Source organism: Candidatus Lariskella endosymbiont of Epinotia ramella, assembly GCF_964019805.1.
Taxonomy (GTDB): domain Bacteria; phylum Pseudomonadota; class Alphaproteobacteria; order Rickettsiales; family Midichloriaceae; genus Lariskella.
Genome location: NZ_OZ026472.1, coordinates 423,083 through 435,343 on the forward strand (window position 1 = coordinate 423,083; position 12,261 = coordinate 435,343).

The following is a 12,261-nucleotide window of genomic DNA, read 5'->3' on the forward strand; positions in this document are numbered from 1 at the left end:
TTTGAAAAGAGTATCGTATCCCTTGCATTCTGGCCTCATATTACATGTAAAATGAATATCTGTTTGCAGTATGAAAAACGAAGAATCTAGGCCTATTTCTCCGCACCTTAGCATATATAAACCACAAATAACCTCTGTTATGTCGATATCGCATAGGATAACGGGTGTGGCATTGTTCTTTGGGATGTTATTTCTTTTATGGTTTTCAATACTGGTTGTATATTCTGTGGAAGCTTTGCACAGCTTTATGGTTAGAGGTATACCGCATCCTTTTATGCTGAAAATGTCTCCATGTCTTGCGATAGTTATGGAGAGTATGTTTTTCAAGTGCATCTTAGTTGTGCTTTCCTATTGTCTATTTTTTCACATGTGTGCTGGAGTGAGATATCTATTTTGGAGTTGCGGAAAAGGGTTTTCACTTTCTGCTGTAAATTGCTCAGCTTGGTTAATCTTGTCGTTGTCGCTTTTGATGACGATAGTTCTTTGGTATGTTGTTTAGGTTAACAATTGTAAGACGTATTGATGGTATGAAAGGGACGGGACATTATATAGCGCAACGTGTGACAGCAATTGGCCTTGTGCCATGCGCGCTTTGGCTTGTGTTTTTTATTGTGAAGCTTTCTAGTGCTGGTAATATTCGAGAGGTAGGTAATCTTATTTTATCTCCTTGGAATGGAACGTTTTTATTGTTATTCCTAACATTAGGCTTGTATCACGCAAAGTTGGGGATATCAATTATAATAGATGATTATGTTCATCTTCCATGTCTAAAAAAGTTTTTACGCATTTGTTTGACTTTTGTGTGCCTTATTTCATTTATTGCTGCAATAGTGACGTTGATATACTTGCATTTTATAATAATGCGAAGTATTTAGGTGCGTTCATTCCGCCATTTGTATTCGTTTATATTTTGTTTTGTGTATTTTAGAGGAATAAATGTCTTCTTATCAGATATTTGATCATGAATATGATGTTGTAGTTGTTGGTGCAGGTGGTGCAGGTCTTCGCGCAACGCTCGGTATGGCTGAGAAAGGTATGAAGACAGCATGTATTACGAAAGTTTTTCCTACTCGCAGTCACACGGTAGCTGCACAAGGCGGGATTAGTGCTGCTCTTGGCAATATGGGAGAAGATGATTGGAGGTGGCATATGTATGACACCGTCAAAGGTTCAGATTGGCTAGGCGATCAGGATGCAATAGAATATATGTGCAGGCATGCAAAAGACTCTGTTATAGAGCTGGAGCGTTATGGTGTCCCGTTTTCAAGAACCTCAGATGGTAAAATATACCAGAGGCCATTTGGTGGTATGACAACGCATTTTGGAGAAGGTAAAGCAGCTCAAAGAACTTGTGCTGCAGCTGACCGAACTGGTCATGCTATACTCCACACGCTTTATCAACAGTGCCTTAGATTAGATGCAAAGTTCTTTATCGAGTACTTCTCTTTAGATTTAGTAATGGATGATGAGGGGGCTTGTAGGGGAATCACAGCTTACTCTTTAGAAGATGGTACGCTGCATAGATTCAAAGCTCACATTGTGGTGCTTGCAACAGGTGGGTACGGCAGAGCATATTTTTCAGCAACATCTGCACATACCTGCACTGGTGATGGTAATGGTATGGTTTTAAGAGCTGGTCTTTCTCTTCAGGATATGGAATTTGTACAATTTCATCCAACTGGAATATATGGCGCTGGATGTCTGATAACTGAGGGAGTGCGCGGTGAGGGTGGTTACTTGATTAACTCAGAAGGTGAGCGTTTTATGGAGCGCTATGCTCCAAGTGCAAAAGATTTAGCCTCTCGTGATGTTGTGAGTAGAGCTATGACAATAGAGATAAGAGAGGGGAGAGGGTGTGGGCCTAAGGCAGATCATGTACATCTTGTCCTATCACATCTTGATCAAAAGACCATACATGAAAGGCTGCCTGGAATATCTGAAAGCGCGAGAATATTTGCAGGTGTCGATGTGACTAGATCTCCAATCCCCGTTATCCCAACTGTACACTATAACATGGGTGGTATTCCAACAAATTACCATGGTGAAGTTGTTCAGAAAGCAGCAGATGGTTCGATGAAATGTGTTAAGGGGCTGATGGCAATAGGAGAGGCAGCATGTGTTTCTGTGCATGGTGCAAATAGACTTGGCTCTAATTCATTATTAGATTTGATAGTCTTTGGAAGGGCTGCTGCCATTAGAGCTGCTGAACTTTTGAGTAATTGTAAGTCTCATGCTCCACTTCCTGGATCTGTTTGGGAGGAAAGTTTTACAAGGTTTGATTGTATAAGAAATGCAAGTGGTGCAATGCCCGCTGCAAAAATTCGTGCAGAAATGCAAAGCGCTATGCAGGCCCATGCTAGTGTTTTTAGGACACATGATGTGCTTCTGGAAGGCGTAGAAAAAGTTACTGAGATTTTCAAGTCATATGCTGATATTTCAATTCAAGATAGAACGATGGTTTGGAACAGTGATTTGGTAGAGGCACTTGAGCTCGATAATTTGAGATTGCAAGCTCTTGCTACTATCAGTTCTGCGCTAAATAGGAAAGAAAGCCGTGGCGCACATGCAAGGGAGGATTTTCCTGAGCGTGATGACAAGAATTGGCTAAAGCATACTTTAACTAGTGTGGATTTAGAAAATGCAAAGACTTCTATAGACTATAGGGCAGTGCATTTGGAAACACTGACTGGTGAAGTCCCATCAATTCCTCCAAAGAAAAGAGTGTACTAGTCTATCCATCAAAAATTAATTATCAAAAATTAATTTGCTGCACAAATCAATTTTTGGCGCGCGTACGACAAAAAAATCACAATAAATTGACACAAATAGCATCGGCTGAGTAATAAAATACAGAATATAAAGTTATATCAATGCATTGCAAAAGCTAAAATACATACTTTTGGCGGATGGACCTATTAGAGTGACCACTTTGACCTTGGTATAGCATCAAGATTATCGTGCATTCCTAATTTTAACCTTTCAATTCCACCCCAAGCTATCATGGCAGCGTTATCTGTACATAAGTGAATAGGTGGGGAATGTAATGTAAAACCATGGCTTTGGCAAAAATTCTCTAATTTTGAATATATATATCTATTAGCAGCAACTCCACCTGCTATGACTACATCTTTTGAATGAGGGTAAAGTGAGCTGAAAATTTCGATTGCAACATCTAGTTTTTTAGCCAATATTTCTGAAATTGTATGCTGTAAGGAGGCACACATATTTGCAACATCTTTTTGATTATTGAGGTCTAACTTTAGTATTACATGACGAGCTGCAGTTTTAAGTCCAGAAAATGAAAAATCGCACGTGCGATAAGAACAGAGTGGCATTGGAAGACGAAATGAATGTGGATCACCTGTCTTGGCAATTTTTTCAATAATTGGGCCGCCTGGATATCCGAGCCCTAACATTTTTGATATTTTATCGAAAGCTTCGCCAACAGCGTCATCTTTAGTTTGTCCCAGCTTTTTATAAGTACCAATGCCTTCTGCTATTAAAATTTGGCAGTGTCCACCAGAAAGCATCATCAATAGATATGGAAACTGTATGTCCTCAAGCAGCCTAATCGAAAGAGCATGTCCTTCTAAATGATTCATAGCAATTAGAGGTTTTTTTATTGCAGATGCAATACCCTTTGCAAACATAAGGCCAACTATTACACCTCCTATTAGTCCTGGGCCTGCAGTTGCGGCTACACCATCTAATTTATCAAGAGGGATGCAAGATTCATTTAGTGCTCTAATCATAAGCTCTGGCAACATCTTCATATGACTACGTGCTGCAATTTCTGGAACTACACCACCGAAATTTATATGTTCCTCGATTTGCGAGAAAAGTTGGTTGCTGATTATATTCCGATTTGAGTCAACTATTGCAACTGCACTATCATCACAGCTGCTCTCGATTCCAAGAACTATCATATAATAAACTTCTAATACATTTGAATTAGTACTAAATGTATCACTACAAATTGACATGCTAATACATTTGTAAACGATAAGATGTCTATAAGCGTGTTTGAGCCTTGAGTTTTCAAGTAGTAAAATTGTTTTAGCAGATTAAAAAACTAGTAAGCTACTCATTGGATACTCATAATACTTTTCAAAATTGATGTTATCAATTCTTGCGGATAAGTTAAATGTACAAAAATTAGCTTGTAGATCTGCCCTACGCGAATTTTCGGATATATTAATGGCCATATGCTGTAAATGCTACTTTCACAAAATCCGTTATAACATTTCCTTACGGATTTAAAACACTATTTTGATACTCTAAACATTATTTTATGCCGCTTCTGAGATTTTTGGCGCGCGTACTACTTAAAATGCTCATTATGTATTTTATATACACATGCGCATACCTATTCTTCTTAACACGAATGTATGGCAGATTTTTTATAGTACAAAGGGAAAACAAACATTACATATGGCGGAAGAAAAGGGATTTGAACCCTTGATACCCTTGCGGGTAAACACGCTTTCCAGGCGTGCGCCTTAAACCACTCGGCCATTCTTCCAACAGTTAGCTTGAACCAATGGAATTATATAAAATTACTACACAGAAGGCAACTTAATTACAAATTCTGTAAATACATTTTGTTCAGAAATGCATTCTATAGAACCACCCATGTTAGATATCAGTATTTCACAGAAGGCCAGGCCTATACCATTACCTGCAGCGTTGCCGCTATAAAAAGGCTGAAATAATTTGTATAGCATCTCAGGTTTAATTCCGTAGCCGTCGTCTTGAAAATGCAGAGAATTGTCTGCGATCCATATCTTAATGGTTGCATGATCTCCTGCGTATTTCAGAGCATTTGTCATTAAATTGTTAAAGACTTGTTTAATATACTGTTTTGGACCACAAAAGTAAAAGTCGTTTGCTTTATCAAAGATAATCCTATTTCGCTGTGCCTTGCTAAGCGAGTATGTCATTATATAATCATCAAGTGCACTATTTATAGTTTCTCGCATTGAATGCACTTTATCATCTTGCGCTACCTTATGTTTGAGCAACAGTAGAAGAAGTTCAACAACTTTTTGTCCTTCTCTTGAAGTGTTTACAAGATTCTTTGGCAAAAAATCAAATAAAATATGGAAATCTCTTTCATCAAATGCACAGTGATATTCTACACCTTTTTCAGATTCAACTTTTTGAGCTCTGATTTTAAAATCTGCTGTTACAATATCCAAAGTCTCAGCAAGCATCTGTATTGCAGCAAGTGGTGTTTTCACTTCATGAGCAATCGCGCCTCCAAATATTTCCATTTGTGTTACTTTGTGAGCAGCAGCCTTTTCTTTTCCTCTTATAAACACTATGATTATAAGCATCAAAAATGCGTACAAATATCCTATGAGATATATGTCATGTGATGTAAGGTTGCTTGTGATCTGGTTTGGGCTGATTACATAAAAGCAGACATAACCTAGAGCGACTCCTATTGAGGTTAAAACTACAAAGCTTAGAGAATCAACTAGAAGTCCAAGAAGAATTACAGAAAGTACTGTATTGAGTAACCAAAACTCATCCATTTCAGTTACAAAAAAAGTGTAAGTTGCGACAAATGGAAGGCAAAACAGAAGAGATATATACCAATAAAATGCGAAAAATTTCTTCTTAATGTTGTGAGGCCAGTAATCTGCAAATATTAAGCCTACACATAAGAATATTGCAATAGTTCTGAAGTATACTAATGCATTATCTGGGTCGTTAAATGTGATATTAGTAATAAAAAATGGAATCAGATAATGAAAAATAACAAAAATACTAAAAGTATAATTTCTTATCTCATTACGTTTTATACGATTTCTTACTATATCCAGTACTATGCGAAAGTTGCTTAGGTAAAATAGCGATGACATAAACAAATTTCTAGATAGTGTGCTGTAAAATTTCATCACTTCTACAAAGTTAGGATGAGAGTTACTTAGTTCATCATCTTCGAGAGTTTGTCTCAAAAGCCCTGTGTGCAACTGCAGGTAATGTGATCCAAATAACCCTATTGTGCTACCAACTAATCCTCCTATAAAACTGATTAGATCAAAGTCCTGCCTGAAGTAAGCAATAGATGACGTAGAAATGACTGCAAATATTGCGGAGGCTATGTATGATATATAGTTTGTTTTGAGACTCAAGAATCCTGCTATTAACGGAACTAAAACCAGAGGTTCCCAAAAATTGCTAGCTATCCAATCAAGTTCTACCAATCCCTTCCCATAGAGAGCAAGATATATAGCAATACAACCAATCAAGACTGTTGTTGTTCTTGCAACAAGTAATTCTTGAGCATCGCTTAAATTTGGAAATAAGTGCTTGATTATATCACGAGCCGTCAGTACACCTGAGTAATTCAGCCATGAATCTGCAGTTGACATCAAAATCGCGAGCAGTGCAACGATCAATAAGCCTTTTAAACCTGGTGAGAGATAATTGTCTATAAAATAGACAAATACAGTGTCAGATGCGATATCGGGTGCTTTTATTTGTATTAGGAACCCTATAATACATAAGACGCCTAAAAATGGAAAGTTGACAAGTGCAACTATCTTCAGTACCCTGCTTAGCTGTTTCCTGCTAGATGCCATAAGAAAGCGTTGTATAAAAGCCCCACCTACATCTGGTACTAAGCCGTATATTATAAGGCTAACAAAAAAAATAAGGTTTTGTGCAGAAGATAAATTAAGCTCTAAATGCTGTGGTGGAATTTTATCTATAATGTTTGAATAGCCGCCAAGATCATGATATAGAAACGAGCATGCAATTGGTACTGCAATCATAAAGATTGCAAATTGTAATACGTCTGTTAGTACAATAGCTCTTACACCACCAAAAGCAGAGTATAATATTGTTACCATCATGCCGATTATAACGGAATAGTGTAGTGCAATGCCAGAGAAATAATTGAGAACTTGACCAATTGCTAGTGCTTGAATTGATGTTGCAACTATTGCAACAATTAGAGCTGTACAATTAGTAACCCATTTGCCAACATGACCATAAAGTTTTTCCATTATATCGCTGATTGTAATACAATCATGGAATTTCTCTATGTTGACTGCAAAAATACGAATAGTAATGAGCCAAAACAGCGGTGCAAACATTCTAGGTACAGCAAATAAGAGTCCAATACTATATACTTTATCTACTGTCCCTATTGTATAGGCTGCTCCAGCGAAAGTTGCAAAGATTGTAGAAACCATCAGCACATCGTGAAAAGAGCCCTTTCCAACGGCATATTCCTTGATGTTTAATACTGCTCTAGATTTATAAAGCCCAAGAATCAAGCATACAGCAAGATACAGCACTATTATGACAATATCGGTTGTATGTAATCCCTTAATCATAGTTTGAAAATTTATAAATGGTATTTTATACAGTTTTTAATAAAACAACTCTAAGTCTGACTATGTTAGTATTAAAAGTAAAGCGTAGCATGCCCTGCGTAACATTAAAGAATAGACTCTTTTGATTAGTTTTTCGAGCATTTTTAATAACATTGTAATGTGTTGTTAATTTATTTTTATCTTGCATACGCAATACCCCCATATAACAATGATGCAACCTATGTGTGTTATACAAAAGTGCTGTATACTCGTCATGCTTTTCAAAATTGGCGCTTTGTGAGAATGCGTCTTATGTATTTCGTTAAACGTATTGCGCCTAAATTCTTCCTAGCTATTTTTGAAGTCTCATGAAATACCAACTCTTCATTTTACCTGTGATATGGTGCTGCCGGCAAAGTCACTTGTGCAGACTTTTTTGGGCCTGATTTTCCATATTATACTAGCTCTCCCAAATAACAGAACACTTTAGCTTCGTCTTTTCTTTAAAATTTAAATGCGCTTATGGCAGCTTTACTTCTAGTACAGCTAAACTCAAATCTCATCTTAATTTTTCTAAAGAATACGCAGCAAATATACGCTGTTATTTAAGGAGTTGGTTATTACTTCGTTAATTCCTTCGCAAATGTATAAAAGTATTTGATTCAGAAATTAACTTTGTACACTAAAAAATTATGCCATCAAAATCCACACGCGTGCACTTACTTAAGGTGGTTCAATATACCTTTCTTGAATAATAGAGCTTGATAAGCTCAAGTGCAATTAGCGCTTCAAATTCTCAAAATTACGTGTTTTTAGCACTATTTTAAAGTTAGAAAGTAACGTGTATTTTGAGAAAAGAAGCTGCAGCTTATTACATCAAGTATGTTATCTACTGATATTACTTTAACAATTCGGACATAGTTTTGCCTATCAAGCCTGGAGAATCAGCGACTTTGATTCCAGCACTTTTTAATGCTTCTATCTTGCTTTCTGCCGTATCATCTCCCCCTGATACAATGGCGCCAGCATGTCCCATCCTTCTGCCGGGAGGAGCTGTTCTTCCAGCTATAAACCCAACAGTTGGTTTTTTAATCTTATGATTTTTTATGAAATGCGCAGCATCAGCTTCTGCACTCCCACCGATCTCTCCTATCATAACTATAGCTTGTGTTTCTGCATCATTTAAAAACATCTCTATGACGTCGATAAAATTTGTTCCGTTGAGTGGATCTCCACCTATTCCAACACAAGTAGTCTGACCTAAACCTTCTGCAGTTGTTTGAGCGACAGCTTCATAAGTTAATGTACCAGACCTTGAAACGATACCCACGACTCCTTTCTTATGTATATACCCTGGCATGATTCCTATTTTACATTCACCAACTGTTATAACACCAGGACAGTTTGGACCAACTAGGCGTGTTTTTGATCTTAGAAGTGCTCGCTTCACTTTCAGCATATCAAGCACAGGAATACCTTCTGTAATACAAACTACTAACGGAATCTCTGCATCTATCGCTTCAAGTATAGCATCAGCTGCAAATGGAGCAGGAACGTATATAACTGATGCATCAGCACCAGTCTTCGCTTTTGCATCGTAAACTGTATCAAAGACAGGTAAATTCAGGTGCATTGTCCCACCTTTACCAGGCGTCACACCTCCTACCATACGCGTTCCGTATTCGATAGCTTGCTCTGAGTGAAAAGTACCGTTACGGCCTGTGAACCCTTGGCATATGACCTTTGTATGGGCGTTAACAAGTATTGACATAAATCTCCTTATGATCTGTTTTGCATTGCGTGTTATTTTATAGCATTGACTATTTTCTGTGTTGCATCAGATAAGTTCTCTGCTGCTTGGATATTACCAATGCCAGCTTTTTCGATCACTTCTCTTCCAGCATCTGCATTCGTTCCTTCAAGCCTTACAACTACTGGGACAGTAACTTTGCAATCCTTCATTGCTTGTATTACGCCGTTTGCGACGATATCACATTTAACGATGCCACCAAATATGTTTATAAGAATCCCACGTACGCCACTATCTGATACAATGATATCAAATGCTGAACGTACTCTTTCTGTATCTGCGCCTCCTCCAATATCTAGAAAGTTTGCCGGAGACCCTCCAAACAGCTTGATTATATCCATAGTCGCCATCGCAAGACCAGCGCCATTTACCATACAACCTATATTTCCTTCCATGCGGACATAGTTAAGATCGCTCGACTCAGCTCTTGCCTCAAGCGGATCTTTCTCATCTATATCGTCTAATGCTGCTATATCTTTATGTCTAAATAGTGCGCTAGAATCAAAGTTAAATTTTGCATCAAGTGCGATGAAGTCACCAGCTTTTGAAACAATAAGCGGATTTATTTCAACTTGACTTGCATCATTTTCTAAAAAAGCATTATAAAGCGGTCTTAGCACAGATGCAAATTTATTCGCAGTTGCAACATCAAATCCAGCGCCAAAAGCTAGCTTCCTAATATGGAAATCTTGCAGTCCTATAGCAGGATCAACGTGCACCTTAATAATCTTATCTGGAGTTTTGTGTGCTACCTCCTCTATATCCATCCCTCCTTCCAAAGAGAATATTATGGCGATGGATGCGCTATTACGATCTAAGACCAAAGAAAGATAATATTCTTTATCTATCTCAGAAGCAGATTCTATGTATACCTTCCTAACAAGTTTTCCTTCTTTACCAGTTTGTTTTGTGACAAGACGCATGCCAAGTATCTGACTTGCTAAGGAGTGCACCTCATCAATGCTTTTTGCAAGTTTTATGCCACCAGCTTTTCCTCTGCCGCCTGCATGGACCTGTGCTTTAACTACCCAGGCATTACCCTGTAAGTTTTTTGCGACATCAACTGCAGCATCAGCGCTTAGCGCAAGCCCTCCACTTGGAACATTAATGTTGTACTTTTTAAGTATCTCTTTTGCTTGATATTCGTGTATATCCATTTTTACCTCATTTCGGTCATGATCAATAAAACAGCCTATAATTTTAAGATAGCGCGTTTTACACACATTCACATTATAACTATTTATAACAAGAATATTTTGTAATATGTAATGCTATTTATATTCACGCAAAATTTCGTCATATCAGTAGTTATACTATGCGCAACAAAAAATAAATTTTAGAAGCATATCTTGGAAAAAAAACATGATCAATGTTTTAAAAATTTCATACTTCTAAAAAATATTTTTGAAACACTTTATGAAGTTTCGGTATTTATAGCGTGAATCAAAAAACTACAATTTTGTTGAGGATATAATGAGTAATAAATCAATATAATTCAAGTAATACTTGAGAGTTAAATATCCACAGATATATGAAGAGTTAGTATTTATTAAAGAAACATTTTGATGACGCCAATTTTTGAAGTGTGACGAGTATACTATCAATAATATTCTAATTTCAGTAAAAATCATAGTAAAAATATGGCTCTGTGCTCAAGTAAATGCAAGCGCATGAATTTTAATAGTACGATTTTTTAGAGTACCAGTTAATTTCTGAATCAAATACTTTTATACTTTTATATATTTGCGAAGAAATTAACGAAGTAATATAGAGAATCAGGATAGAAAGGTCTATACAATTATTTTGCCTGCAGTGCCTTAAATTAAGAAGCACAAATAGTGACAATAATCATGAAATACCAATCTTAGCTACTAGATCTAAATATCACGACTGGAGAGAGCTTTGATGCTTTTATAGCAGGATAAATTGTGGCAACAAGTGATAGCAATACTGAAATTAAGAAAATAAACATTACATTTACAAAAGAGAGTTCTGACGGAAGACTAGTTAGAAAGTATATTACAGGGTCAAACAATGTAATGCCTGTTAAAGATTCAAGAAATTCTCTGATTTTTTCAATATTGACCGCAAAAAGCACTCCCAAAACGCAGCCAATTATAGTCCCTGTAATTCCTATTATAGAGCCGCATAACATGAATATTTTTACTATTGAAGATTGATCCATCCCTATTGTTTTAAATATAGCGATTCCTGTTTTTTTATCATTAACTAGCATTGTTAAGCTAGTTATAATATTGAATGCGGCTATAACAACAATGAGGGAAAGTATGAAGAACATAACATTTCTTTCTATACGCAATGCATTCATTAGTGAATCATTTTGCTGCGTCCAATCAACTATTGCAAGATCTTTAGAATTACTTTCTAGAACTTGAGATATTGCCTTTTTTATATGCTGCAGATCGGTATGTTTGTGCAATATAACCTCTATACCACTAATTTTTTGGTTGATTCCTAGAAATAACTGAGCAGACTTTAGCGGCATAAATACAATGCTACTATTATACTCACACATACCAACATCAAAAACCCCAACGATCTTAAAGGTTTTTGCTCTTGGTATAGCACCTATTGCAAGGTTATCAAGTTCAGGCGATATTAGTTTAATGCTATCCCCTTCAGAAACATCAAGTTGTTTAGCAAGTTCTACTCCGATGAGAATGCCTTCTCCACGCCTGTAAGGACTAAATCCTTCACCTAATAAAGAATTTGTCATGATTGGCTTTTGTTCTAAATCCACTCCATCAATTGCCCGAATAATCACGCCTGTTGCATTTCTACCCATAACCATAGCTTGATCAGTGATGATTGGCGCTACAAATTTTATGCCTGGAATATCCTGAATTTGCTGAGATAGTGACTTATCAAATGACATAAGTCTATTACCTGGTGCCATAATAGTGATATGGCCATTGATGCCTAAAATCCTCTTAATAAGCTCAGTTTCATATCCATTCATTACAGACATTACTATAATTAAAACACTAACACCTATCGCGATTCCAATTAATGAAAGGGTATTGATAACAGAAATAAAACCGTCTTTTTTTTTTGTTAATAAATAGCGGCATGCAATCTGCCACTCAAAATTTTTTATCATTA

At 36.7% G+C, this 12,261-nt stretch carries 8 protein-coding genes and 1 tRNA gene; 3 read left to right on the forward strand and 6 right to left on the reverse strand.

Features of this window, described 5'->3' with window-relative positions; all coding sequences use genetic code 11:
• The first annotated feature begins 70 nt into the window (after positions 1 to 70).
• The 3 genes from sdhC (at position 71) to sdhA (ending at position 2,730) form a co-directional block, all read left to right on the forward strand.
• The gene (gene sdhC, locus AACL20_RS01835; protein ID WP_339052413.1) at positions 71 to 499 is read left to right on the forward strand and encodes a succinate dehydrogenase, cytochrome b556 subunit; all 429 of its coding nucleotides are present in this window, start codon (positions 71 to 73) and stop codon (positions 497 to 499) included.
• Positions 489 to 875: a succinate dehydrogenase, hydrophobic membrane anchor protein gene (gene sdhD / locus AACL20_RS01840; RefSeq protein ID WP_339052414.1), complete on the forward strand. Its 387-nt coding sequence runs from the start codon at positions 489 to 491 to the stop codon at positions 873 to 875. Before sdhC ends, sdhD begins: the two co-directional genes overlap by 11 nt.
• A 61-nt stretch (positions 876 to 936) precedes the next feature.
• The gene (sdhA, locus tag AACL20_RS01845; protein ID WP_339052415.1) at positions 937 to 2,730 is read left to right on the forward strand and encodes a succinate dehydrogenase flavoprotein subunit; all 1,794 of its coding nucleotides are present in this window, start codon (positions 937 to 939) and stop codon (positions 2,728 to 2,730) included.
• 185 nt (positions 2,731 to 2,915) lie between these two features.
• Here sdhA and tsaD read toward each other — a convergent pair whose 3' ends face one another.
• The 6 genes from tsaD to AACL20_RS01875 form a co-directional block, all read right to left on the reverse strand.
• A complete protein-coding gene (gene tsaD, locus AACL20_RS01850; protein ID WP_339052657.1) occupies positions 2,916 to 3,926 on the reverse strand; it encodes a tRNA (adenosine(37)-N6)-threonylcarbamoyltransferase complex transferase subunit TsaD in 1,011 nt (336 codons plus the stop codon).
• A 506-nt stretch (positions 3,927 to 4,432) separates the two neighbouring features.
• Positions 4,433 to 4,522 (reverse strand) — tRNA-Ser (locus AACL20_RS01855).
• Positions 4,523 to 4,559: 37 nt separating this feature from the next.
• The gene (locus AACL20_RS01860) at positions 4,560 to 7,349 is read right to left on the reverse strand and encodes a sodium:solute symporter family transporter (protein ID WP_339052416.1); all 2,790 of its coding nucleotides are present in this window, start codon (positions 7,347 to 7,349) and stop codon (positions 4,560 to 4,562) included.
• A gap of 877 nt (positions 7,350 to 8,226) precedes the next feature.
• Positions 8,227 to 9,099 carry a succinate--CoA ligase subunit alpha gene (gene sucD, locus AACL20_RS01865; protein WP_339052417.1) on the reverse strand — a complete coding sequence of 291 codons (873 nt, stop codon included), beginning with the start codon at positions 9,097 to 9,099 and terminating at the stop codon, positions 8,227 to 8,229.
• A gap of 32 nt (positions 9,100 to 9,131) precedes the next feature.
• Positions 9,132 to 10,295 carry an ADP-forming succinate--CoA ligase subunit beta gene (gene sucC, locus AACL20_RS01870; protein WP_339052418.1) on the reverse strand — a complete coding sequence of 388 codons (1,164 nt, stop codon included), beginning with the start codon at positions 10,293 to 10,295 and terminating at the stop codon, positions 9,132 to 9,134.
• Between the two features lie 707 nt (positions 10,296 to 11,002).
• Entirely contained in the window at positions 11,003 to 12,259 is a 1,257-nt protein-coding gene (locus tag AACL20_RS01875) for a lipoprotein-releasing ABC transporter permease subunit (RefSeq protein ID WP_339052419.1), read from the reverse strand.
• Between the last annotated feature and the right edge of the window lie 2 nt (positions 12,260 to 12,261).

Coding starts and splice junctions, on each gene's coding strand:
- sdhC (WP_339052413.1), top strand. CDS start 71: ATGAAAAACGAAGAATCTAGGCCTATTTCTCCGCACCTTAGCATATAT.
- sdhD (WP_339052414.1), top strand. CDS start 489: ATGTTGTTTAGGTTAACAATTGTAAGACGTATTGATGGTATGAAAGGG.
- sdhA (WP_339052415.1), top strand. CDS start 937: ATGTCTTCTTATCAGATATTTGATCATGAATATGATGTTGTAGTTGTT.
- tsaD (WP_339052657.1), bottom strand. CDS start 3,926: ATGATAGTTCTTGGAATCGAGAGCAGCTGTGATGATAGTGCAGTTGCA.
- AACL20_RS01860 (WP_339052416.1), bottom strand. CDS start 7,349: ATGATTAAGGGATTACATACAACCGATATTGTCATAATAGTGCTGTAT.
- sucD (WP_339052417.1), bottom strand. CDS start 9,099: ATGTCAATACTTGTTAACGCCCATACAAAGGTCATATGCCAAGGGTTC.
- sucC (WP_339052418.1), bottom strand. CDS start 10,295: ATGGATATACACGAATATCAAGCAAAAGAGATACTTAAAAAGTACAAC.
- AACL20_RS01875 (WP_339052419.1), bottom strand. CDS start 12,259: ATGATAAAAAATTTTGAGTGGCAGATTGCATGCCGCTATTTATTAACA.